The organism is Mycobacterium stomatepiae (assembly GCF_010731715.1).
Taxonomy (GTDB): domain Bacteria; phylum Actinomycetota; class Actinomycetes; order Mycobacteriales; family Mycobacteriaceae; genus Mycobacterium; species Mycobacterium stomatepiae.
Map to the genome: position 1 here is coordinate 3603084 of NZ_AP022587.1, position 23652 is coordinate 3626735.

Below are 23652 nucleotides of genomic sequence, written 5' to 3' on the forward strand. Positions count from 1 at the left end.
CGTCACCCACGTCATGGCCTCATACGAGCAGCCGGCTATCCGGTGACGGGCCGTCGACCGGACGGACCAGGCCGGCACCGGTGATCAGCGGCAAGTCGAGCGCGGACAGCAGTCCGGGCGCGGCCGCACACACCGCGGGGATGGCGTTGACCATGCGCGAGGACCCCGCGATGCGCGCACCCAGGTCGTGGTCGTGGTCCTCGGCCATCTCGAATTCGCACCGCATGGTCGGCGAGCCCTCGATCTCGACGCGATAGACACCGCGGCCCGACGCCAGCCCGAAGCCGAGGTCCTTGGGCGCGAGGCTGATGTGCGGTTGCGGCCAGTCCGGAGCTACGTCGTCGCGCATCCGCGTCACATGGTCGACGACGAAAGTTGGCTTCTCTGCGACGTATCCGGTCAACGTCGAGCGCATCGCCGCGATCGTCCCGGCCTCAATGTGTCCGGTCGGGGTGTCGAAAGACTCGGTGGCCGCGACGCGTTCGTTGCTCTCCTCGATGTTGTCGATCTTGACGCCCAACCCCCCGCGAGCTGGTGCAGCACCGGGCCCCAGCCGAAGGTGAATATTCCCGGCTGGGCGGCGAACGCCTGGTACTCCGGTGGCTTGCCGAAGCCGAGGATCTCGTACACCGCGGCCCGGTCCGGATAGGTGGCGTAGTTGAACATCTCGGTCACCCGCACCGACTCGATGACCCGCGAGACACCGGTAAGTACCAGCGGCAGAACATCATTGGCAAATCCGGAGTCGATGCCAGTCGTGAAGAAGGAAACCCCGCCATCCAGCGCCACCTGGCGCAGCGGATCAGTGAACGCCCCGTCGACGGCATCGGGAAATACCAGCGGCACCACCGAACACGACACCACGTTCTTACCGGATCGCAGGATCGACACCATGTCTTCGACGGCCTCCAGCGGCCGCAGGTTCGCGCCGGCGGCATACACCACCGCGTCCGCGTCACCGGTGAGCATCGCCGCCGGGTCCTGGGTGGCCACCACGCCTACCGGCGCGATTCCACACAGTTCGCCGGCATCACGACCCGCTTTGGCGTCGCTGTGCACGACGAGATCGGTCAATTCCAACTCGGGGTGGTCGATCACGCCTCGCAGGGCGATCACGCCCATCGAACCCGGCCCCCAGACTCCCACCTTCAGCACTTCATCTCCTAATATTAGGGCAGATGTTCTTACATTTTGGACGGATGGTAGGGAGCCGGGCATGGGTACGTCAACCGCCAAGTCGCCGCCGACCGCGCGGGTGATGGACGTGCTTGCCACACTGGCGGATTCGCCGGACGGGCGGACCTCGGCCGAGCTGGCCAAGGCCTGCGGGATCAGCACCTCGACCTGCGCGTTGGTGCTGGCCGAGCTGCAGCGCCGGTCCTGGGTCACCCGGCGCGGCGACCGCCGCTATTGCCTGGGCAGCGGATTGTTTGGGCTGGTGCACGGGCTGCGGATGCAATTCCCGCTGCTGGACCGCGGGCGTGACGCCCTCACCTTCCTGCACCACACCCTCGGCGCGGGCTGTTCGATGTCGAAGATCGGCGGCCGCCACTTGACCACCATCGACGCGGTAGGGCATGGCACCGACGGCGAGCATGCGGTGGGGCAGCGCTTCCCGATCGATCCGCCGTTCGGGCTCGTCGCGATGGCCTGGCGCGACGCGGATTTCGTCACGGCCTGGCTACAGCGGGTGATGCCGCGACTGACCCGCGCCGAAATCGCGCGGCATCAACGGGTACTCGCCGACATCCGGGCCCGCGGCTATGGCGCTTGGCGGTTCGACGACACGCACCAATCGCTGCACCATCGGCTGGCCGGGGTGCTCGCGTCGCTGGAGCCGACCGCGCAGGTCACCCGGCACCTCACCACGCTGATGACAATGGTGACGCTGCGATCGACCACTGACACTCTCGAAAAAGACCTGGCGTCAACAGAATTCGTGGTATTGCCGATTTTCGGTCAGCAGGGGCAGCCGGAATACCAAATCGAGATCCATCTGGGCGGGTCGGCGGGGTTGACGCTGCCCGCGCTCGACGCCGCGCTGGAACACGCGCAGGGACTGATTACCTAGCGCCCCTTGGTCACGCGCGAGAGCGCGCGGCGGCGCCCAGAGGGATGGGCGGGCGAGCACTACGGCATCCCCGTGCAGTCCACCATTGACGCCATCACGCTGACCGACCGACTCGAGGGCATCATTGTCGACCCGGTCTACGAAGGCAAGTCTATGGCGGGCCTGATGGACCTCGTCCGCTCAGGTGAGATCGACGCTAAGTCAAAGGTTTTGTACGCCCACCTCGGCCGTCAGCCAGCGCTCGACGCCAATAGCACAATCTTTGACGCGACCACCACACCAGCCAGAACGACGATCTGAGCGTCGACGGACAGCGTCGTGATTCTGACGAATTATTGACGCGGCTACCATGATTCACGAACCCAACCGTTGTCGGCCACGGATCCGGTTAGTACCGAAGATGAATGAGGTCGGTGTTGCCAAGTCAACTCTGGAGTGAGTGTTGCGCGCAAGCCAGTTCGTAAACAGTGTGACTCTGTTGCACGACAAGGTCCCCGACTTCGATACTTACCCGTTCTCATTGCCACTGGTCCGAGCCATGGAAGCGATCGAGTTGCATCCACAGATCACCTTCTTTATGGGCGAGAACGGGTCTGGCAAGTCCACATTGCTCGAAGCCATCGCGGTGGCGCTGGGCTTCAATGCCGAAGGAGGTAGCCGCAACTTCACGTTCTCAACGCGCGCCTCGCATTCGCAGCTGCACAACTACTTGCGCGTCGCCCGCGGAGTTCGCAAACCGAAAACGGGTTACTTCTTGCGTGCGGAGAGCTTCTTCAAGATCGCGACAGAGATCGAACACCTCGACAATGAGCCAACGATTGGTCCGCCGATCATCGGCGGCTACGGGGGCCGCTCCCTGCACGAGCAATCTCACGGCGAGTCATTCCTGGCGCTCATGACCAATCGATTCTTTGGCAACGGTCTTTACATCCTCGACGAGCCCGAAGCAGCGCTGTCGCCCGCGCGCCAACTGGCCGTCATGGCCCGACTGCACGACCTGGTGCGAGAGGGTTCGCAATTCATCATCGCGACCCACTCGCCGATTCTCATGGCCTATCCCGACGCAGTGATCTATGCGTGCTCCGAAGCTGGAATCAATCCGATCTCGTACCGAGACACCGAGCACTACCAGATCACACACCAGTTTCTGGTCAATCCAGAACCCATGCTGCGAGCCCTATTCGACGACTAACCGCCGGGCGGCCGTGAGCGAGCTGCAGTGATGCAGCCGGGTACGCGGACGGGCTATTGCCGGGGTAGCCTGACCCGCCGAAAAAACCGTACCGTGGAGCGGTGTCAAGCGACGTGGAGATTCGACGCGCGGCGGACCGGGCCGTCACCACGACGCCGTGGCTGACATCGCGACACTCGTTCTCGTTCGGCGACCACTACGATCCGGACAACACCCACCACGGGTTGCTGGTGGTCAACAACGACGACGTGGTGGGGCCGCACAGCGGATTCGGCACTCATCCGCACCGGGATATGGAGATCGTGACGTGGGTGCTGGAAGGCGAATTGACACACCAGGATTCGGCCGGCAACCACGGTGTGATCTATCCGGGCCTGGCGCAACGCATGTCGGCCGGCAGCGGGATCCTGCATTCGGAGAAAAACGATTCGTTAACGCAGCCAGTACATTTCGTTCAGATGTGGGTGATCCCCGATGAAGCGGGCATCTCGCCCGGCTACCAACAGCATGAGATCGGCCACATCGGTGCCGACCTTGTGACGATCGCCTCGGGTATATCCGGCCACGGCGCCGCGATCTCGCTGCACCACCGCGGCGCGGCCCTGCACGGCGCGCGGCTGCAACCCGGCGACACCGTGATCGCGCCCGCCGCCCCCTACCTGCATTTCTTCGTGCCGCGTGGCCGGCTCACACTGGAGGGAGCCGGCGAACTCTCCGAAGGCGATGCGGCCCGGCTCGCCGACGCCGACGGCCCGCGATTGACGGCAACCGAGCCGACCGAGCTTTTGATCTGGGAGATGCACGCAAAGCTGGGCGGCTAATGCCAATAGAGTGGGCGTGACAGACAGGAGCGCGGGGATGTCGAAAGCCCAACCGCGGCACGCGGTGCCGAATCCAAAGCACAACGCACGAGCACTGAAAACGGTGCAGTTCTGGGCGTTGCCGATCGGCGCCACGCTGGCCCTGATGTCGGCATTATGTGCGCTGTATCTCGGCGGCATCCTGAATCCGAGCACCAACCTGCACCATTTCCCGATCGCCGTGGTGAACGAAGACGCCGGGACCGCCGGCCCGAAGATCGTCGACGGCCTGGTCTCGGCGCTGGATAAAGACAAGTTCGACATCAGGGTGGTGTCGCACGACGAGGCCAAACGACTGTTGGATCGGGCGCAGGCGTACGGCGAATTGGTGATTCCGCCGACGTTCTCGTCGAGTCTGCGCGAATACGGCGAGAGCGCCGTCATGCCCACGAAGGTCGTGCGGCCGTCGGTCACGATCTTCACCAACCCGCGCGCCGGCACGTTGGGTGCCGGCATCGCCGGGCAGACCCTGAACCAGGCATGGCTGCCGCCAATACCAAAGTGGGACAATATCTTTCGTCCGAAGTCGCGCAGCAGGCCGGCGGGGCGCCGCTCACGGGCGCGGCGCAGGCGGGACTGGCCAGCCCGATCGACATCAAGTCGGCCGTGTACAACCCGCTGCCCAACGGCACGGGCAACGGCCTGTCGGCCTTTTACTACGCCTTGCTGTTGTTGCTGGCCGGGTTCACCGGCAGCATCGTCGTGTCCACCTTGGTCGACTCGCTGCTCGGGTATGTGCCGGACGAATGGGGTCCGGTATATCGATTTGCCGAGCAGGCCAACATCTCTCGCTTCCGCACCCTGTTGGTGAAATGGGGCATCATGCTGGTGCTGGCGTTGGTGACGTCGGGTGTCTACCTGGCCATTGCGCACGGACTGGGCATGCCCATCACGCTCGGCTGGGAGCTTTGGGCATACGGCGTATTCGCGATCGTCGCGGTGGGCGTGACGTCCAGCTCGCTGATCGCTGTGCTGGGTTCGATGGGATTGCTGTTCAGCATGTTGGTTTTCGTGATCCTCGGGTTGCCGTCGGCGGGCGCCACCGTCCCGCTGGAGGCGGTGCCGCCGTTCTTCCGCTGGCTGGCCGAGTTCGAACCGATGCATCAGGTGTTCCTGGGCGTGCGGTCGCTGCTGTACCTCAACGGGGACGGGCAGGCCGGTCTCTCGCCGGCGTTGTCGATGACGGCGATCGGGCTGGTCATCGGCCTGCTGATCGGCGGGATCATCACGCGCACGTACGACCGCAGCGGCTTCCACCGGATTCCCGGCGCCATCGGCGTGGCGATCGCCGAGGTGCACCAGTCACAGCACCAGGCGCAACAGAAGGCGCGCAAGGGCAAGCCCGAGAGTTCGGCCGCACCCGCCGACCCGGACCCCAGCGAGCCTGAACCCCAAAGCGTAAGCGAGCAAACGTAATTCGGGCGCACCCTAAGTGTCACACGTTTGTTATTTATGTTGACAGTGGGGCTGCTGTGACTGATCCTGTCAGTGTTGCATCCAGATGAGGGCCGAAAGGGCTGCCGTGCTGACACGACGCATCAGGTTGCCCCGACTGGCGGCAACCCTCACGGCGATGTTCGCCTGCACCCTGTTGACGAGCACGGTCGCGCCGCCCGTCGCGCACGCCGCTGACGCCCGCGAGCTGCTGGCCAGCGCGATCGCCGCCACCAAGGGTTCGTATCTGGTCTACAACTTCGGTCCCGGCCACCCCACGCCGCTGATGGACGCCAGCGGTCGCTGGTATGAGATGAACAACGGCGGGCACCTGATGATCATCAAGAACGCGGCGGGACGCCTGGCGCCGCACCTGCTGGTGGACACGCACCGCGGTGACCAGGCGCGCTGCGAGAACAACCCCGGCGCCCGCACCGCCGAGGGGTTGTGGCAGGCCTCCGAGCTTTACGAGCCGCGGCAGGCGTGGCTGCGGATGGGGCAGCCGACGATCGCGATCAACGCCAACTTCTTCGACGTGCGCGGGCAGAAGGGCGGCAGTTGGCGCACGACCGGCTGCAGCTCGCCGCTGGGCGCGTTCGTGGACAACACCAACGGCCAGGGCCGCGCCAATCAGGCGGTCACCGGCACCGTGGCCTACCCCGGCAAGCAGGGCCTGTCCGGCGGCGGCGAGAGTTGGTCCTCGCTGACGACGATGATCCTGCCGACGGGTGGAGCGCCGTACGTGGTCTGGCCCAGGAGCAAAAGCGACTACGACTCCGCCACCCCGGTGGTGGAGGACCTGCTGAACAAGAACGAGAAGTTCGTCGCGGTGTCCGGGATCGGGCTGCTGGGACCGGGCCAGACCCAACAGCTGCATGACGGCGGTCCCAGCGCAGCACGCACCGCCCTGGCCTACGTCAAGCAGCGCGACGAGATGTACATCTTCGAGGGCGGCAGCTACACGCCGGACAATATGCAGGACCTATTCCGCGGCTTGGGCAGCGATACCGCGATCCTGCTCGACGGCGGCGGCTCGTCGGCGATCGTGTTGCGCCGCGACACCGGCGGCATGTGGGCCGGGGCAGGTTCACCGCGTGGATCCTGCGATACCCGCCAGGTGCTCTGCGACTCCCACGAGCGTGCCCTGCCCAGCTGGCTGGCCTTCAACTAACCGTCGACGGGCTCGGCCGTGACGGCCACCGCGGATGCCGTGGCGGGAGGCCCGAACCGGAAGATCAGCAGGCTGACCGCCACCAGAACCGCGATGAGGCTGAATACCGGAGCAATGACGAAGCGGGAGATCGTCGCGCCGGCGAACGCCCCCGCGCACATCGTGAAAACGACAGCCAGACGCAGCTTTTCGCGATCACCCGTGCCGCCGGACAATCTGCTGTCCATACCGAGGCTGACGATCGTCGCGGTCAATACCGTGGTGGAGAGCTCTTGGATGCCGAACTGGCGGGCGCTCGAATGCTGCAATCCGAACGTCACCGCGAGGAAACCGATGACGAAGAGTTTGGTGCCGTCGTGATAGCGCAGCACACCGGAGCCGGCCAGGATCGACAGCACGATCAGCAACACCAGTTCTAGCGACAGGACGGTGGTGATCCACGGCCGCGTCCGATTACCGAAGTAGCGGGTCAGCCGGCCGCTGAGAATCGTGGTGATGACGAACGTGGGCAGCGCCACGACGACCGCCGTCAGGTCGACATTGGTTCTCGGTGCCAGCCAGAAGCCGAGGAAGATCACGTTGCCGGTCATGTTCGCGACGAACACGTGACCGAGAACCAGCACACTGATCGCGTCGGCCAGTCCGGTGGCGAAGGTTAGCAGCAACAGGGCCACGACGGTGGACCGCTCGGATACCGGTGAGGCCTTGGGATCCACGGGGTGCAGTATATTTCGGCGCTCTCGGTTCGGCCGGTTTACGGATGCGGGGTGAGATCCAGCGAGGTCACCGTCGTCATCCTGGTCACCAGCCAACGCCCGTTCGCGCGCTTCATGAACAGCCGATAGGACAGGTACTTCAGCGCCGGGATGTTCTTGGTCAGCGGGCTGGTCGAGGTGGTGTTGGTGTAGACGATGACGACCGCGTTCGGACCGTCCAGCGATTCGACCGCCGCGCCGGTGACTTGGGTGCTGTTGCTGATCTTGGCTTGCTTGTTCGGGGCCACGATGGCGTCGACGAATTTGCGGTACTGGGCCTCGAAGTCACCGCTGAGGTAGGCCGACGCGCGGTCGGCGAGACTGTCCATGTTCTCCGGCGTGTAGGTCCACAGCGTGGTGATCGCCCTGGCCGCGGTGCGTGCCACGTTGAGCTTCGTCGCCGCCGTGGCGCGATCGGCCAGGTAGGGCTGCATCGTCGCGCCCGCGAATGCGGCGGAGCCGACGAACAACAGTGCCGCCACCACCACGACGATGGCCATCCCTTTCCCGGCCAGTAGTTTGCGTCGCTTGCGGGCGCCCTCGTCGGGCTTCTCCGCATCGGCGTCTGTCTCGTCGGACTCCGCGACGGCGTCCGTCTCACCGGCGGATTCCGTGTCCGATTCCGTTGCTGTGGCGGCGCTTTCGTCGTGCTCAGCGGCGTCGTCGGGGGCCGCCTCGGCGGTCAGATCACCTGCAGCAGGCTGCTTATCTTCCACTGATTCCCTTCCCGCGTAGCAGTTGCCGTCCAACGATTGGTGTTCTCGTAAACCTGCTTTTGATCCGGTGACTTGGAGGTGACCTCGGTCGCCACCATCACGGTGACGCTGCCGTCGTCGTTCCACCGTTCCACGGCCGCGCCGAGGATGGAGCCTGTCGCGGGCTCGGCCCGGGCGACCTGCAGCAGAATCTCATTGGCCTTGTCGTGATACTGCTTGGCGAAATCGCCTGTGGCCTGGGCCATTACCCGCGTGACGTAGTCGTTCGCATGATACGGGTCAAGCGAGGTGAATTGCGTCATGAACCCCGTCACGTAGGCCAGCACCTCGCGGTCTCTGGACGCGGCGTGCTCACGGGACTCATGAGAGATCAGCATCAGGGTGGCGAGCGTGATCGCCGCCGTCATCAACACCGCGACGACCGCACTGGCAACGGGCAAACCGCATGGCCGGCGCTCGGTTTCCGGATCCGTCGCGACCAGCAGCGCGCCCTCGCCTGGCTCAAACTTGCGGCGGGGGCTCATTTTCCGTTCCCCGGCGGTTTCGGCTTGGTGAGCACGGCGAGGTTGTCGACCAGCCAATGGCCGCCGGCGTCCTTGATGAAATTCACCCGGACGGTCGCGGTGATGTACCGCTCCTCGGGAGCAGCGCCGCGTCGCCCCTGCATGAACAACAGCATCGTCGCGCGATCCGGCGACGCCGATTCGATCGAACTGTCGGTGACCCAGTATTCGTTGATGACCGGGTTTCCCTTTTGGACGATCTCCTGCTGCGCCTTGAGCTGGCCACGGTAGGCGTCGGTGGCCAGCGACTGGGCACGCGCGAAGTCGTCGTGCAACGACTTCGGGTCGTACGTCAGCATTTGCGCGACGATTTTCGGTCCCTGAATCGCGATCTGGGACCGCGTCTGATCGGTCTCCTGATCGCGTGAGTACACCACCGCGTAGCTCACGACGACGCCCGCCACGCACAGCGCCGCTGCGGTGAGCATCGCGATGATCGTCCACCGCCGGATGCCGGGCCGCGACGTTTCCGAGCACCGTGCCTCGGTGTGCAGCAGCAGGTCGGCGAAGGTGCGGCGCCGCGAATCCCACAGCGGCCAAAGCCATCCCACCACCGATACGGTGTCGAGCAGGTGAGCAAGGTCGCGCAGCAGCAGGCCCCAGGCGCCGATACCGCCGCCGTCGCGGTGTACCACCGCGATCCCGCACAGTGCCCGTCCCAGGCTCCAGCCGTAGATGGTCGGCAACAGCAACCGGTTGACCAACATCGCCAGGACGGCGATCCCGAGCACGCAGCTGCTGAGCCACCACCACACTCCGCGGGGGGGGACGGTGAACGACACCAACGCCATCGTCGTCGCGACGGCCGCGGCGGGCAGCACGTCGACCGCGAATGCGCACGCGCGAATATGCCAGGGTGCCAAGGCATTCGCCGATGACACTTGGGGGGCCGTGGTCTGAGTTTCCTCGACCACCAGCGTCACTTCGTCACCTGGTCGAGCTTGGCGATCCGGTACTGGCCCTCGTCCAGCGCCATTTTCACCCGCAACCGGTAGCCGGTCTCGTTCTGTGATTGATCGGCGGTCACCTTCACGCGCATCGCCACCAGGACCTCGATCGAACCGTCTTTGTTGTTGCGCTCGACGGCGGCGCGCACATCCGAGACCTGAACGTGGACGTTCGCGGACTGGTAGGCCTGCACGAGCATGCCGGTGTAGACCATGGCTTGCTCACGGAAAGCGCCGGTGCCGCACTCGATGATCTTCTGCTCGCTGGCGATCATCGCGTTGGTGTCGGGCGCCTGGGTCGCCGACACGCAGTCGATCGCCGCCTTGAGCGCCGCGGTGTTGTTGCGCGCGATCGCCTGACTCTCGTGGTGGTACCGCAGCGCCAGGTAGCCACCCGTCCCGACGGCACCCGCCAGCAGGACGAGGACGGCGGCGACGCCGGCCAGCCACGCGCGGCCTACGAACGACGGTCGACGCACGGGCCGGTCAGCCTCCGCCGCGGCATCGGCGTCGATTTGATCGCCGTCGGTCTCCGCCTGTTCGGCTTCGCCGGGCGCGGCCTCGGTTTCGGCCTCCGGCTGTTCCGCGACGTCGGCCACGGCTTCGGGTTCCGGCGACTCCGCACCCTCAGCCTCGGATTCACCAGCATCCTCGGCCGTCACCTCGGCACTGGTCTGGTCGGCTCCAGCCTGGGAGTCGGAGTCGGCCGATTCCTCGGCCGCAACCTCCGGGTTTGTCTCGTCGGTGACGTCGTCCGATTCCTTCGGCCGTCTCCGACGCAGACGACTAAGCATCGACATCGGTGGTGGGTTCAGCCGGCTGGCGCCAGCATCTCCTTCCATCCGTCGTCTCCTGTTTTGGTCGAGTTTTCGACGGAGTATTTGACGCCGTCGGGCCCTACCAGTTCACCGCTCTGGGGACTGTATACCGCCGAGGGGGGTCCAGTGGGTGTGTAGACACACGGGTTGGGCTGCTGTCCGTTGCACTGCACCGTACCGGACCCGGGCCGGGTCAAGGGGTCACTGGTGGCCGGCGGCGTCCCCGCGACTCGGTCCGAAGGTGCCGGGTTCATGCCGTTGTTGACCGACGGCGCCGGGATCACCATGCCGGGTCGCACCGACTGATCGCAGCGCGCTCCGGGCGCCGGGCAGGTCAGGATCTGGTTCGGGTCGCCGAACCACGGGTTGGTACCGGCCGGGACGTACGGCCTGGGGTCGCGGCACTCACGCGGCGTGGCCGCCCGCTTACCGGGGATGTCGGTACACGGGATGTTGCGCGATCCGCGCACGCTGTTGGCCGGCGTATCCATCGGAATCTTGCAGTAGGTGCCCGACGGCAACGGCTGCAAGCTGGTGTCGGCCGGCGAGCGCCACTCCGGGGCCGGAATGAATCCGGTCATACACGGCGGCGGCTGGTTGATGGACAACGCCAAGTCCAGCGCGGCCTGGTTCGGGAACGGCGCGGCCACCGTCTGCGCGATCGAGGCGCCCTGCGGCAGGAACACCAGCACCTGCTCCACCCCGGTGTGATAGCGCTTCAGCAGATCGAAGACGATCTCGAGATTCGCCAGCGTCTGCGGCAGCGACTCCCGCACATCGCTGAACACCGAGTCGACCTGATCGGCGGTCGGCGCCGCTTGCGACAGAACGCTTTTCACGTTCGCGTCGCGCTGCGCGGACTGCGCGGCCAGCGTGTTCAGGTTGCGTGCCCAGCGCTCGATCGCGTCACCGGACTTCACCTGACTGTCCAGCACCCCGCCGGAGTTCTGGATGATGTCGTTCACGTTGGTGATGTTCGTTTTGAAGTCGCCGACGATCGCCTGCGTCGAGTCGACCAGCCGCTGCAGCGCTGGTCCCAGGCCGCCGACGGACTCCGCCGTCTCGTCGAGCAGCTTGCCGATCTTGTCCTTGGGCAACGCCTCGAGCCCACGGTTGGCGGTGTCGAGCGCCGGCCCGATCTCGGCCGGCACGGTGCCCTTGCTGATCGTTTGTCCTTCGGAGAGGTACTTCCCGGGGTTTCCCGACGAGACCAGGTCCAGATACTGCTCACCGACCGCCGACACCGAGTGCACGTTGGCCACCGCGTCGACCGGGATCTTGTACCAGCTGTCGATGCTCATCGTCGCTTCGGCGCCGTGCTCGGTCGGCTCGACGTCGGTGACCTTGCCGATCGTGATGCCGCGATAGGTCACGTTGGCCGTCGGGTACAAACCGCCCGAGGCCGGCAAGTCGGCCTTCAGCGAGTACCGGCCGATCCCCATCAGGCTTGGGACCTGCAGGTAGTAGACGCCCAGCACCAGCAGCGAGACGATCGTCAAGATCAGGAACGCCCACAGCTGGCGCCTGATGAACGGGGTCAGCAATTCCTGTCCCCCCTTTCCACCAGCGGTCCGCCCGGCGCGTCATTCGGGTTCGGCGTGTAGCGGACGTCGGGGATCATCGTCTCGGGGTCGCGGCCGAAGGACTGCTCGAGGGCCCGCAGCGCGCCCGACAATCCGGTTCCGGTGAGGAACGCGTTGTCGACCGAGCTGTAGGTCACGTCCAGCGTCAGCGAGATGTTCACGTAGTCACCGCGGAACATCTTCGGGACGGTGTCGATGTCGAACGGCTGCGTCAGGATCAGCTTCAGCGCGCCGATCAGGTACGGCGACGAGCGGCCGAGTTCCTTGAGCGGGCATTGCAGCGCCTGCAGGTCGGTGTGCAGCGGCGCGCGGGCCTCCGACAGATACTGGTCGGCGGCCCCGCTCAGCCGGCCCACCGAGTCGACGGCGTTGATCAGCAGCTGCTTGGTGTCGGCGAAATGCTTGATCAGGGGCGGGATGTCGGTCAGCACTCGATCGAGGACGTCCGACCGGCCACCGACGTAGACCAGCAGCCGGTTGGTGGAGTCGATCGCGTGGGTGATGTCGTCACGCTGCTGGTTGAGCTGGGCGGTGAAGGTGTCCAGCTTGCCGATGAAGGATCGGATCTGCTCCCCACGCCCGTGGAAGATGTCGTAGACCTCGTTCTGCAGCACTTCCAGGTTCGGGATGCCGCCACCGCGCAGGATCAGCGACAGGCTGGCCAGCGTCTGCTCGGTGGTGGGGTACGAGGTCGAATTCTTCAGCGGAATCGTGTCGCCGTTGCGCAGCGGCTCCGACGACGGGTTCGGCGGCGCGGCCAGCTCCACGTGCTGCGAACCCAGCAGCGACGTCTGGCCGATCCGCGCGATCGCGTTCTTCGGCAGCTTGACGTTTTTGCTCACGCCCAACGTCAGCGTGGCCACCCAGTTCTTCAACTCGATCTTCTTGATCGAACCGACGAAGACGTCGGCGACCATCACCTTGCTGTTGCCGTTGATCGCCAGGGTGTCCGGCACCTGCACATAGATGGTGTACGAGCCCGGCCCGTCGCCCGGACCACCCGGAATCGCCACGTTCGAGATGCCTCGCCAACCGCAGGAGCTCAGCACCGTGGCGATCACCAGCAGCACCACGGCCTGCCAGGCCCGGTGCCGAATCAGATGCGACCACCTCATCACTGCCCACCCCCGAAGTCAGCGGCGATCGGCGGACCACCGGCGTTGGGCGCGGTTACCCCGACCGGCGCGGGCGTCGGCGCCACGGGACCCGGAATCACTCCCGGTCCCGGCGCCGGCGGCTGAATCGGCGTCGGAGCCCGCACACCGATGGGCGGCAGGATCGGGTTCTCGTCGTAGGCGTTCGGCGGTCCCGGCGGGGTCTGGTACTGGGACTGGACCGGCTCGATGTTCGGCCCGCCATACAGTTCAGCCAACGAGTCGGGCGTCATCAGACCCGCGGTGATCGGCCCGACCTGCTGACCCTGCATACCTGGGGCGACGATCCAGCCCTGCTGGGTGTTCCGGTGCGACGTCGGCGTGTCCGGGACCCAGATACCCGGGACCGTCGTGTCCTTGTAGCCGTTCGGGGGGTGCAGCCGATCTTCGGAGTAGGCAACCTGCTTGGGCAACGTCTCGGCGGTGCTGAACAGGTTCAGGCCGAACGGCAGGTAGTTGAACTTGATCGCGTCCAGGATCGGTGCCAGGTATTGCGCGCACAGTTCGGCCGATTCCTGGTAGCCCAGCCGGCTGCCGGCCTGGATCGAGCTGCAGATGAACTGCATCGGGTTCGCGAAGTTCGTGATCGCCGGAATGGCGACGACCGACCCGTGCGACGGGTGATAGATCTGGTTGATGTTGGCCGCGGCCGTCGGCAGGATGTGCAGCGCGGTCTCCAACCCGTTGAGCGGGTCGGGTTGCACCAGCGTGTTCGTCGCGGTGGCGAGGTTGTTGACGTCGGTGGCAAGCACTTCATGGTTCTTGTCCAGCCAGGGCCGCACGGTGGTCAGCAGGCTGTCGAACTGCTGGAGCGCATTGGACAGGGCGCCGTCGTCCTGCGCGAGCCGGCCGGTCACATCCGCCAGGTTCTGGTTCAGCGCGACGAACTGCGCGTCGTCCTGGTGCAGCGCGTTGACGAACAGTGCCAGGCTGCGCACCACGGCGAAGAAGTCGCCGCGGCCCTCGTTCAACGCGGTCAGCGCCGACGACAGGCTGTTGAGCGCGGTGTTGATCTGCTTGCTCTTGCCGTCCAGCCCGTCGGCGAACGACGAGATGACCTCACCGAACGGCCCGGTCGGCTGCTCCTTGGTGGGGCCCAGCTTCGAGATGATGTTGGTGATGCTGTTGCGCAGCTCGTCCCACTCCACCGGCACCTGGGTGCGCTCTTCGGGGATCACGGCGTTGTCGCCCAGCACCGGTCCGCCCTTGTAGGGCGGTTCCAGCTGGATCGCGCGCGAAGCCACCAGGGTTGGGTTGAGGATCACGGCCGAGGCGTTGGCAGGAACTTTGTACTTGTTCTCGTAGTGGAACGTCACCTTCATCTTGTCGCCGACCGGCTCGATGCTGTCGATCGAGCCGACCCGCAGGCCCATGATCTGGACCTTGTCCCCCTTGTAGAGGGCGTTCGCCGCCGGGAAGTAGGCGACGACGGTGTTGTTCGTCAGCTTCTCGAAAAGCCGGTAGCCGACATAGCCGACGACCAGGGCCACGACGATGACCAGCGCGCCGATGATCACCGTCGTCCGGGAGAACCTCGGTAGCCGGATGTTGCGGACGTCAAAGATGGTGCTCAATTCTGGCTACCTCCCGTGACACCACTACCGCCCGATCCGCCGGGGTTGATGAACGGCGCCGGCAACTGGTTCCCCGGTCCGGGCGGGGCCGGCGGACCCGGCGGCAGACCCGGAGCGAAGGTCGACGGCGGTGGCGTCGGGCCGGCCGGCGCCAGGTTCTCGGTGCGCGCACCGGGCGGCGCCTGCGTCGGCAGCGGCACCGGCGTACCCGGAACGTTCGGGGGCGGGTCGCCCGGGCGCCCAGCAATATTGATGCCGGGAGTGGGCGGCAACCCCTCCGGGTTCGGCGGCGAGGTCGCGACGTCGACCGGGGCGGGGAAGCCCGGCCCGCCGAACGGTCCCATCGCCGCACCCGCACACGGCAGCGGGTTCCACGGCCGCGGCAGGCCCTCGTCACCGACGGTGATGTTGCCACCGGGGTTGGCCGGCGTGTACGAGCACGGCGATCCGGGCGGGATGGCCGGTCCTGGGTGATCCGGCGTGCCCTCCAGCACCGGCGGTGCCGGCGGCGGCGCACCGTTGGGGAACCGGGCGCCGTTCGGGTCGGGCCAGCGGTATTCCGGCAGACCGGCACTACGCCAGAAGTTCTCCGGGTCGATCCCGCGCTTCTTGAACGCGGCGTCCACCCACGGCTGGATGATCTGGTAGAGCGCCAGGTTGTGCAGGACCACCTTGAAGAACGGTCCCGACGCGATGGACTCGTTCAGCGACGGCAGGAAGCGGCCGACCTCGGTCAGACCCGCCGCCACGTCGTCCTTGCGCTCAACCAGGATCTGGCTGATGGTGCGCAGCTGCTCGAGCACGTGGTTGAGGTTCGGGTTGTCGTTGATCAGGCCCTTGACCTGCTCGGAGAACGCGGCGATGTTTCCCAGCAGCGCGTTGATGGCCTGGCCGCGCTCGTTGAACGCGGCCAGCAGCGTCTTGGCGTTGACCAGCAGGCGGTCGACCTGTTCGCTGCGGTCGCCGAGCACACTGGCGACCTGGTTGGCCTGGGCGAGCAGGTGCTTGACCTCAGCGTCGCGTTTGCCGACCGTGTCGGAGAACTTGGAGACACCCTCGAGCGCGGCACTCAGGTGCGGGTAGGTCTGGTCGATGGTCTGCGACAGCACATGCAACGACTCTTTGACCTCGTCGATGTTCCAGCCGGAGGCCGCCTTCGTGACGTCGAAGAAGGCGTCGTAGATCTGATACGGAGTCGTGCTCTGGCCCAGCGGCAACGAGGCCCCGGGCTTGAGCTGCTGGTTGCCCCGCGCCTCGATCTCCATGACCTTCTTACCGAGGATCGTGTCGGTGCGGATCGCCAGCCGGCTCTCGGTGCCGATGGTGTTGGTGCCGATCGAGAACTTCATCAGGATGTGGTCGCCGTCGATCTTGAGGGCTTCGACCTTGCCGACGTCCATGCCGGCGATGCGCACCTTGTCCCCGACGTTGATCCCGCCGGAATCGCTGAACTGTCCGTAGTAGGCCGGCCTGGCCATCAGGATCGGGACACTGGTGAAACTTTGCCCGACGCCGATGACGAGCAGCGTGACCACGATGCCCATCAGGCCGATCCGAAGCCGGTTCGGAGGTTCCAGCGTTCTCATTGCGGCGTGCACCTACCCGTCGGCTGCTGGAAGAGCCGGACCGTGCGGACCGGTCCACCAGCCTGCAGACCGTTGATCTTCAACGTGATGTCGCAGGCGTAGAAGTTCACGAAGTCTCCGTAGGACCCGATCGCGCGCCCGATCATGTTCAGCGCGGTCGGCACCTTCTTGAGGTAGTCCTGCAGCTGGTCTTGCTGGTCGATCAGCGGCTGCTGGATCCCGTCGAGGTAATTGATGGACTTGTGCAGCAGGGCGCGATCCTCGCCGAGTAGATCGGCGACGGTACCGGCGGCGTTGCTGATGTGCGCGGTCCCGCCGGCCAGCTGGTCGCCGTGGTCCTTGAGCCCGGTGATCAGCACCTCGAGGTTGTTGATGGTCTGGTCGAACTGCTGCCGGTGCCGCACCGTCGTGTCCAACACGATGTTCAGGTTCTTGATCACCTCGCCGATGGCCTGGTCACGCTCGCCGATCTGGCTCGTCAGTTGCGCGGTGTTGTCCAGGATGTCGTTGATGGTGCCGCCCTGCCCCTGGAACACCGTGACCAGCGCGGTCGCGATGGTGTTGACCTTCTCCGGGTCCAACGCCCGAAACAGCGGCTTGAAACCACCGATCAGCGCGTCGAGGTCGAGCGCCGGCGCGGTGCGCGACAGCGGGATGAACCCACCCGGCGGCAGGATCTTGTCGGCGCCTTCACCCTCGCCGCGCTTGAGCTCCAAGTACCGGTTGCCGATCAGATCGAGGTAACGGATCTGCGCCGTCGTGGACTGGTACAGCGGAACGCCGCGATCGACGTTGAACTTCACCCGCACGCGCTTGCCGCCGTCGATCAGCTGCACCGAGTCGACCTTGCCGATCTCCACTCCGGAGGCGCGGACGAACTGGCCCTGGCGCAGGCCGCTGATGTTGCTGAACTCCGCCGTATAGCCGTTGGTCCGGTCAAACCGCATCTGACCGAACACCACGACGATCATCACAGTGAACAGCAGCAGCACCAATGAGAAGATGCCGAGTCGGACGAGCGTACCGGTGATTTTCATGGGTTGATCGTGTTATCCCCTACCTGACGGCCCCAGACGTGCTCGATTGCGTAGGGCGAACCGGTGTCGAGGTGGTTGTACGGCGCGATGCTGTTGCCGGAGTCCATCACCAACTCGGGAGCGGGCCAGAGGTCGTGAGTGATGTGCTGCCAGCAACCCGGCGCACCGCCCGGTCCGCCGCGGGCGTTCACTCGCGGCAGGTTCTCGGGATAGATGTAGGGGTTCGGCGCGCCACCGACCACGCCGGCCAGGCCGCCGACCAGGCTGGCGATCGTGGCCACCGCCGAGACGGGGTTGGCGAGCAGCCCGAGGCCGGACAGCGCCTCCGTGTGGGCGTTCAGCGAGTACCCGTTGCCGGCCAGGAACGAGGCGGCCTTGGGCTCGATGTCGTGGTAGTTGCGCAGCGTGCAGAAGATCGCCGGGCTGTAGGTGTCCAGCAGTTGCGCGGACGGCACCAGGTCCTGCGCACCGCGCGCCAGGTATGGCCCGCCCTTCTCGAAGATCTCCGCGCCGGTGTTGCCGAACCCGGCGGCCGACAGCAGCGCCTGGTCCAGATCCTTCTGCTGCTGGTTGATCGTGCGCGAGGTGACGACGGCGTTGTTGAAGAAGTCGAACAGGTCCGGCGAGGCGTTGGCGTAGGTGTCGCCGAGGCCGGCCAGCTGCTGGATGTCGTGGCGGATCTGCGGCATTTGCGGGTTGACGTCGTCGAGCACCGCGTTGCCGTTGACGATCGACTGCCCGAACTTGTCGCCGAGGCCGGCCAGCGATTGCGCGGCCGCGCTCAGCGTCAGGTTCAGCTTGACCGGATCCACCTTCTGCGAGATCGAGGTGATGGTCTGGAACAACGTGTTGATCTCCGTCGTCACCGACCGCGCGTCGATCACCGTCGATGCGCTGAGCCGTTGCTTCGACGGGTTCTGCGGCGTCGTCAGCGACACGTACTTGCCGCCGAACACCGTGGTGGCCTTGATGTCGGCATTCACGTTGGCCGGGATGATCGACAGGTACCGGGGATGGACGTCCAGGGTGAACTTGGCCGCCGGCTTTCCGTCGCGCATGGTCTCGGAGATGGTGTCCACCCGGCCGATCTCGACCCCGTTGTAGGTGACCTTCGAGCCCGGGTCCATGACCAGACCGGCCCGCGACGCCAGCATCGTCAACTTCGTCTTGGGGGTGAAGTCGCCGCGGAACTGGCCGTAGACGAGCGCGAAAACGACTGCGGCGATGACCAACAGGCCGACACCCGCCAACTTGTAGGGCGGGGTCCGCGAAGCGTTCGTCTTTCCGGGCCGGGTCATAGGCGCTACACCGTTAAGGCGAAGTTGGGGTTGAGGCCGTACAGCGCCAACGCGGCGGACAACACGACAACCTGCACGGAGACCAGCGAGAACCGCATCGAGCGACCAACGGCCTCGCCGACGCCGACCGGCCCGCCGCCGGCGTTGTAGCCGTAGAAGCAGTGGGTGATCATCACGACCGCGGTGATGATGATGGCCTCCAGGAGCGACCAGAACACATCATCGGGGCGCAGGAACGTCCGGAAGTAGTGGTCGTAGGTTCCGTTGGATTGCCCGTAGAGGACAGTCGTGGTGATCTGCGGCGCCAGGAAGCACATGATCATCGCCATCGCGTAGATCGGGATGATCACGACCAGCCCGGCCATGAATCGGGTGGTGGCCAGGAACGAGATCGACTTGATGCCCATCACTTCCAGGGCGTCGATCTCCTCGCTGATCCGCATGGCGCCGAGTTCGGCGGTAGCGCCGGCGCCGACGGTGGCGGCCATCGCGATGCCAGTGACGACGGGGGCGGCGATGCGCACGTTGATCAGTGCGGCGAAGAAGCCGGTGAACGCCTCGACCCCGATGTTGCCCAGGGACGCGAAACCCTGAATGGCGACCAGCGAGCTACCGGACAGCGTGACGAAACCGACGATGGCAACGGTCCCGCCGACGACGGCCATGGCCCCGGTGCCCATGCCGATCTGGGCGATCAGCCGCAGCGTTTCCTTGCGGTAGTTGCGCAGCGCGTGCGGCACGTGCGCGATGCAGACCATCCCGAACCAGGCCATCCGGCCGAGGTCGTCGAGCCCCCGGCCGGCGGCACCGCCATAGCGATCCAGGTTTTCGGCTGCCCGCGGGAACCGGGCGCGCAGTACCGCGACGTTGGTCATCTCCGGCCCCCTCTCAATGTCCCGTTCCGAATCGCACGCCGATGGTGGTCAGAATGACGTTGACCGCGTAGAGCGCGACGACACAGAGCACCACGGTCTCGTTGACGGCGGTACCCAGGCCCTTGGAGCCGCCACGCACGGTCAGCCCGCGGTAGCAGCCGACCAGGCCGGCGATCAGGCCGAAGACCGCGGCCTTGACGGTCGCGATGACGACCTCGGGCAGGCCGGTGATCGTGGTCAGGGTGGCCAGGTAAGCCCCACCCGAGACGTTCTGCAGGTACACCCCGAACAGGTAGCCGCCCACCAGGCCGACGGTGATGACCAGGCCGTTGAGCAGCGTGGCGACCAGGGTCGCGGCGATCACCCGGGGCACCACCAGGCGGTGGATCGGGTCGATGCCGAGCACCTCCATCGCGTCGATCTCCTCGCGGATGGTGCGCGCACCCAGGTCGGCGCAGATCGCGGTCGATCCGGCGCCGGCAACCACCAGCACCGTGGTCAGCGGGCCGAGCTGGGTGACCGCGCCGATCGCCGCGCCGGCGCCGGACAGGTCGGCGGCACCGAACTGTGCCAGCAACACGTTGAGCGTGAAGATCAGCAATACGGTCAGCGGGATCGAGACGAAGACGGTCGGCAGGAACGCCACCCGCATGATGAACCAGCACTGCAGAATGAATTCGCGCCACTGGAAGGGCCGGCGGAACAACGCCCTGCCGGTCAGAACACACATCCGGAAGAACCCGCCGATCAGGGTCAGCGGCGTCTCGAGTTGGTCGCGCAGATAGCCGACCAGATAGGGGCCCCGACCGCCGGTTGACGTCGAAGTCACCACTGCCCGCTCATGCCGGCGCCCTGCGCCCCACGGCGCAGCGAATCGTCTCGCACGCCCCTACCTTGCCCCGGACCCACATGTGTGATCACCGACTCCCTACTGGCAAGTAGTAACGGAGACCACAGGAATGTACCCGATGGCCAAGCAGGTGTGAACCGCATCCGCACAATTAACCCTTCGTCAACAATGGGCAAACGTACAGTTTCCGTCAGCTTTCCTTCCCTGGCGTGAAATCCCTTGAACTACCCTGCTTTTGAGTTGCGACCATAGTGCCGTAGCGAACCCTTAGCTCAGTCTTGAGGACTTTGCCGGCCGGGTTGCGGGGCAACGCGTCGACGATCTCGAGCGCCTTGGGGTGCTTGTAGCGAGCGAGCCGCTCGGTCAGGAATTCGTCCAGCTCGTCGAGCCGCAGACCGTCGCCGGAGACGGCGGCGACGGCGATCGGCACCTCGCCCCATTTCTCGTGGGCTCGCCCGATGACCGCGACCTCGACGATGCCGGGATGGCCGGCCAGCACGTTCTCCACTTCGGCGCAGTAGATGTTCTCGCCGCCGGAGATGATCATGTCCTTCTTGCGGTCCACCACCCAGACGTAGCCCTCGTCGTCCATCCGGACGAGGTCGCCGGAATGGAACCAGCCGCCCGCGAACGCTTCCGCGGTGGCCTCCGGGTTGTTCCAATAACCGCTCATCAATGTCGGTGCCCGATAGACGATTTCGCCGACGTCACCGATCGGCACGTCGTTCATGTTCTCGTCGACCACGCGCGCGGCGACCGTCGGGATCACCTTGCCGACCGATCCACGCTTACGGATGGCGTCCTCGCCCAGCAGCATGCAGGTGACCGGAGACATCTCGGTCTGGCCGAACGCGGCCAGGATCTGGGTGCCGGGAAACGTTGCCGACATCTCCCGCAGCAGCGCGTCCGGGGCGGGCGCTGCTCCCCACGACATGATCCGCAGCCGCAGCTCGCGTGGGCGGGCCTGCTGCTCGGCGCAGACGGCCTGCCATTGGGCCGGAACCAGGAAGATGCCGGTGACCTTCTCGGCCGCGAGCACGTCGAGCAGCTGGCCCGGGTCGAACGCCCCGAGAGGGTAGATGACCGTGGGCAAGCCGAGTAGCAGCCCGCCGAGCAGGTTGCCGACGCCGGCGATGTGGAACAGCGGGACACCGACGAAGCCGACGTCGCTGTTGATCTCGGCGCCGTTGGTGTACAGCCCGGTCATCGTCTGCCCGGTCAGGTTGGTGTGGGTGAGCACCGCGCCCTTGGGGCGCCCGGTGGTGCCCGAGGTGTACATGATCAGGGCCGGCGAGTCGTTCGGGACGTCCACCGGCTCGACCGGGTCCCCGGCCTCGTTGATCAGGTCCTCGTAACCGAGCACGTCGTCATCGCTTGCGCCGCCGGCCACGACCACTGTTTCGAGCAGCGGCTGGATGTCGCGGACCCCGGTGGCGACCGGGGCGAGTACCGCCTCGGTGACCATGACCCGCGCCTCGCAGTCCTCGACCAGGAAGCCGATCTCGGCGGGGGTGAGCCGGAAGTTCAGCGGAACCGCGATGCCGCCGAGCATGTTGGTGGCCAGCATCGCCTCGACGAACTCGGGGCGGTTGAGCATCAGAATCATGACCCGGTCGCCCGCGCCGACCCCTCGACGACGCAGCGCCCCGGCCAGTGCACTAACCCGTCGCTGCAGGTCAGACCACGTCAGAGTGCGGCCCGTGAAACGCAGGGCAACGGCCTGCGGCTGCATCAGCGCATGCCGTTCGAGCTGGTTGACCCAGTTCTGTCGGCGGGCCAGATACGGCTGTTCGTTCGGGTGTGACGGCTGCGACGCTGGTGCCTCGTGGCCAGCAAGTTGCGCGGTCAACTAATACCTTCCCTTCACTCGCGCACCGCTTGCGACAGCTTGATATTTGATAAAGCATAGTGTTGTGTGGGTCACACTATGGCCTTACCGCCCTGATGACAAGCCCCGATACGCCCTGAAAACGTCCCCGAAAGCCCTGGCTACCGACGTGAACGTACCTCTATCTACGCGAGCCCATGGCAGGCGGCGGCAGCTGCGCCGGGCGCAGCTGTCGGACGAGGTCGCGGGCCACCTGCGGGCGGCGATCATGTCGGGGGCGTTGCGCCCGGGGACCTTCATACGCCTCGATGAGACCGCGGCCGAACTCGGGGTCAGTGTGACTCCGGTGCGCGAGGCGCTGCTGAAGCTGCGCGGTGAGGGCATGGTTCAGCTGGAGCCGCACCGGGGCCACGTCGTGTTGCCGTTGACCCGCCAGGACATCGACGACATTTTCTGGCTGCAGGCCAGCATCGCGAAAGAATTGGCCGCGGCGGCCACCGATCACATCACCGAGGCCGAGATCGACGAGCTGGAGCGCATCAACAATTCGCTCGTGGCGGCCGTCGGCTCCAGCGATCCCGAGACCATCGCGGGCATCGAGTTCTCGTTCCACCGCGTCTTCAACCAGGCCAGCGGGCGGATCAAGCTGGCCCGGTTCCTGCTCAACGCCGCACGGTATATGCCGGTGCTGGTGTACGCCGGCGACCCGCACTGGGCTGTTGCCGCGGTCGACAATCACCGGCAGCTGATCGCCGCGCTGCGCCGGCGCGACACCGCCGCGGTCATGGAACACACGGTCTGGCAGTTCACCGACGCGGCGGAGCGGCTGACCCAAATGCTGGACGGCGCCGGGATTTTCGGTTAGCTACTAGCTGGCGGCCAGCTGTTCGGCGCGCTTCTTGAGGTTTTCCGCGAGGTGGTCGAGCACGTTGTTCAGCATCATCTTCACCATCGGCGCGGGCACCGGCATCGACGGTTCGACGTCGATGTCGACCGTCAAGAGGCTCGAAGGGCCCATTTCCACGACGCTGAACAGCTGCTCCTGCTTCTTGAACAGCTCGCCCTGCTGCAGCACGGTCTGAATCTGGTTCGGCCCCGGGTAGTAGATCGCCTGAATGAAGACTCCCTCGAAGCCTTGGTAGGCCGCGTCCAGGCGAATCTGGCTGGGCCGGCCGTCGTCGTAGCGCGCCAGCACCCAGCAACCCTTTGCCCCGTCGCTCCACTCCGGGTATCGCTCGAAATCCGCGACGATGGCCATGATCGCGGCGGCGTTGGCGTCGACCTCGACGGTTTTGCTCAAAACGGGCATGGGGCGAAGCATAGCCGGGTACGCGAAAGCC

Annotated in this window: 20 protein-coding genes and 3 pseudogenes; 7 read left to right on the forward strand and 16 right to left on the reverse strand. The window is 65.8% G+C overall.

Features of this window, described 5'->3' with window-relative positions; genetic code table 11:
* Positions 1-19: 19 nt before the first annotated feature.
* Positions 20-1155: pseudogene (locus G6N54_RS16935) on the reverse strand (NAD(P)H-dependent amine dehydrogenase family protein).
* 61 nt (positions 1156-1216) lie between these two features.
* On the opposite strand from G6N54_RS16935, the gene G6N54_RS16940 reads away from it, so the two are divergent.
* The 6 genes and pseudogenes from G6N54_RS16940 to G6N54_RS16965 all read left to right on the forward strand — a co-directional run bounded on the left by G6N54_RS16940 (position 1217) and on the right by G6N54_RS16965 (position 6728).
* Positions 1217-2071, forward strand: a complete 855-nt coding sequence (locus tag G6N54_RS16940) for a MarR family transcriptional regulator (protein WP_232072858.1) — start codon at positions 1217-1219, stop codon at positions 2069-2071.
* Between the two features lie 39 nt (positions 2072-2110).
* Positions 2111-2371, forward strand: a pseudogene (locus G6N54_RS16945) (hypothetical protein); the annotation flags it as partial.
* 238 nt (positions 2372-2609) lie between these two features.
* Complete coding sequence (locus G6N54_RS16950; protein ID WP_197939537.1) at positions 2610-3263, forward strand: AAA family ATPase; 654 nt, start codon at positions 2610-2612, stop codon at positions 3261-3263.
* Positions 3264-3364: 101 nt separating this feature from the next.
* Positions 3365-4084: a pirin family protein gene (locus G6N54_RS16955; protein WP_163791117.1), complete on the forward strand. Its 720-nt coding sequence runs from the start codon at positions 3365-3367 to the stop codon at positions 4082-4084.
* A gap of 37 nt (positions 4085-4121) precedes the next feature.
* Positions 4122-5539, forward strand: a pseudogene (locus G6N54_RS16960) (YhgE/Pip domain-containing protein).
* A gap of 79 nt (positions 5540-5618) precedes the next feature.
* A complete protein-coding gene (locus tag G6N54_RS16965) occupies positions 5619-6728 on the forward strand; it encodes a phosphodiester glycosidase family protein (protein WP_372513196.1) in 1110 nt (369 codons plus the stop codon).
* Here G6N54_RS16965 and G6N54_RS16970 read toward each other — a convergent pair.
* The 14 genes from G6N54_RS16970 to fadD5 all read right to left on the reverse strand — a co-directional run bounded on the left by G6N54_RS16970 (position 6725) and on the right by fadD5 (position 22333).
* Positions 6725-7444, reverse strand: a complete 720-nt coding sequence (locus G6N54_RS16970) for a YoaK family protein (protein ID WP_232072860.1) — start codon at positions 7442-7444, stop codon at positions 6725-6727. The two genes, G6N54_RS16965 and G6N54_RS16970, sit on opposite strands and share 4 nt — an antisense overlap.
* Positions 7445-7482: 38 nt before the next feature.
* Entirely contained in the window at positions 7483-8199 is a 717-nt protein-coding gene (locus G6N54_RS16975) for a mammalian cell entry protein (protein ID WP_163791119.1), read from the reverse strand.
* Positions 8166-8723: a mammalian cell entry protein gene (locus G6N54_RS16980; protein WP_163791120.1), complete on the reverse strand. Its 558-nt coding sequence runs from the start codon at positions 8721-8723 to the stop codon at positions 8166-8168. The genes G6N54_RS16975 and G6N54_RS16980 overlap by 34 nt, the downstream gene beginning before the upstream one ends.
* Positions 8720-9685: an RDD family protein gene (locus tag G6N54_RS16985; RefSeq protein ID WP_163791121.1), complete on the reverse strand. Its 966-nt coding sequence runs from the start codon at positions 9683-9685 to the stop codon at positions 8720-8722. Before G6N54_RS16985 ends, G6N54_RS16980 begins: the two co-directional genes overlap by 4 nt.
* A complete protein-coding gene (locus G6N54_RS16990; RefSeq protein ID WP_163791122.1) occupies positions 9682-10551 on the reverse strand; it encodes an Mce protein in 870 nt (289 codons plus the stop codon). Before G6N54_RS16990 ends, G6N54_RS16985 begins: the two co-directional genes overlap by 4 nt.
* Positions 10521-12071: a virulence factor Mce family protein gene (locus G6N54_RS16995; RefSeq protein WP_163791123.1), complete on the reverse strand. Its 1551-nt coding sequence runs from the start codon at positions 12069-12071 to the stop codon at positions 10521-10523. Before G6N54_RS16995 ends, G6N54_RS16990 begins: the two co-directional genes overlap by 31 nt.
* Positions 12065-13225: a virulence factor Mce family protein gene (locus G6N54_RS17000; protein ID WP_163791124.1), complete on the reverse strand. Its 1161-nt coding sequence runs from the start codon at positions 13223-13225 to the stop codon at positions 12065-12067. Before G6N54_RS17000 ends, G6N54_RS16995 begins: the two co-directional genes overlap by 7 nt.
* Positions 13225-14838: a virulence factor Mce family protein gene (locus tag G6N54_RS17005; RefSeq protein WP_163791125.1), complete on the reverse strand. Its 1614-nt coding sequence runs from the start codon at positions 14836-14838 to the stop codon at positions 13225-13227. Before G6N54_RS17005 ends, G6N54_RS17000 begins: the two co-directional genes overlap by 1 nt.
* Positions 14835-16424, reverse strand: a complete 1590-nt coding sequence (locus tag G6N54_RS17010) for a virulence factor Mce family protein (RefSeq protein ID WP_163791126.1) — start codon at positions 16422-16424, stop codon at positions 14835-14837. Before G6N54_RS17010 ends, G6N54_RS17005 begins: the two co-directional genes overlap by 4 nt.
* Positions 16421-17461, reverse strand: coding sequence for a virulence factor Mce family protein (locus G6N54_RS17015; RefSeq protein WP_163791127.1), 1041 nt, complete (start codon positions 17459-17461; stop codon positions 16421-16423). The genes G6N54_RS17010 and G6N54_RS17015 overlap by 4 nt, the downstream gene beginning before the upstream one ends.
* The gene (locus G6N54_RS17020; protein ID WP_163791128.1) at positions 17458-18759 is read right to left on the reverse strand and encodes an MCE family protein; all 1302 of its coding nucleotides are present in this window, start codon (positions 18757-18759) and stop codon (positions 17458-17460) included. The genes G6N54_RS17015 and G6N54_RS17020 overlap by 4 nt, the downstream gene beginning before the upstream one ends.
* A 5-nt stretch (positions 18760-18764) precedes the next feature.
* Complete coding sequence (locus G6N54_RS17025) at positions 18765-19634, reverse strand: MlaE family ABC transporter permease (RefSeq protein WP_163791129.1); 870 nt, start codon at positions 19632-19634, stop codon at positions 18765-18767.
* A gap of 13 nt (positions 19635-19647) precedes the next feature.
* A complete protein-coding gene (locus G6N54_RS17030; protein ID WP_372513193.1) occupies positions 19648-20466 on the reverse strand; it encodes an MlaE family ABC transporter permease in 819 nt (272 codons plus the stop codon).
* A gap of 208 nt (positions 20467-20674) precedes the next feature.
* Entirely contained in the window at positions 20675-22333 is a 1659-nt protein-coding gene (gene fadD5 / locus G6N54_RS17035; protein ID WP_163791130.1) for a fatty-acid--CoA ligase FadD5, read from the reverse strand.
* A 148-nt stretch (positions 22334-22481) separates the two neighbouring features.
* Here fadD5 and G6N54_RS17040 point away from each other — a divergent pair, with 148 nt between their 5' ends.
* The gene (locus tag G6N54_RS17040) at positions 22482-23177 is read left to right on the forward strand and encodes a GntR family transcriptional regulator (protein ID WP_179969078.1); all 696 of its coding nucleotides are present in this window, start codon (positions 22482-22484) and stop codon (positions 23175-23177) included.
* 3 nt (positions 23178-23180) lie between these two features.
* Here G6N54_RS17040 and G6N54_RS17045 read toward each other — a convergent pair whose 3' ends face one another.
* Positions 23181-23621: an SRPBCC family protein gene (locus G6N54_RS17045; protein ID WP_163791131.1), complete on the reverse strand. Its 441-nt coding sequence runs from the start codon at positions 23619-23621 to the stop codon at positions 23181-23183.
* Positions 23622-23652 lie beyond the last annotated feature (31 nt).

Excerpts from the sequence above, each read along its gene's own strand:
- G6N54_RS17010 (WP_163791126.1), bottom strand. The coding sequence starts at position 16,424 with ATGAGAACGCTGGAACCTCCGAACCGGCTTCGGATCGGCCTGATGGGC.
- G6N54_RS16950 (WP_197939537.1), top strand. The coding sequence starts at position 2,610 with ATGGAAGCGATCGAGTTGCATCCACAGATCACCTTCTTTATGGGCGAG.
- G6N54_RS17015 (WP_163791127.1), bottom strand. The coding sequence starts at position 17,461 with ATGAAAATCACCGGTACGCTCGTCCGACTCGGCATCTTCTCATTGGTG.
- G6N54_RS17020 (WP_163791128.1), bottom strand. The coding sequence starts at position 18,759 with ATGACCCGGCCCGGAAAGACGAACGCTTCGCGGACCCCGCCCTACAAG.
- G6N54_RS17025 (WP_163791129.1), bottom strand. The coding sequence starts at position 19,634 with ATGACCAACGTCGCGGTACTGCGCGCCCGGTTCCCGCGGGCAGCCGAA.
- G6N54_RS17000 (WP_163791124.1), bottom strand. The coding sequence starts at position 13,225 with ATGAGGTGGTCGCATCTGATTCGGCACCGGGCCTGGCAGGCCGTGGTG.
- G6N54_RS16940 (WP_232072858.1), top strand. The coding sequence starts at position 1,217 with ATGGGTACGTCAACCGCCAAGTCGCCGCCGACCGCGCGGGTGATGGAC.
- G6N54_RS17045 (WP_163791131.1), bottom strand. The coding sequence starts at position 23,621 with ATGCCCGTTTTGAGCAAAACCGTCGAGGTCGACGCCAACGCCGCCGCG.
- G6N54_RS16990 (WP_163791122.1), bottom strand. The coding sequence starts at position 10,551 with ATGGAAGGAGATGCTGGCGCCAGCCGGCTGAACCCACCACCGATGTCG.
- G6N54_RS16980 (WP_163791120.1), bottom strand. The coding sequence starts at position 8,723 with ATGAGCCCCCGCCGCAAGTTTGAGCCAGGCGAGGGCGCGCTGCTGGTC.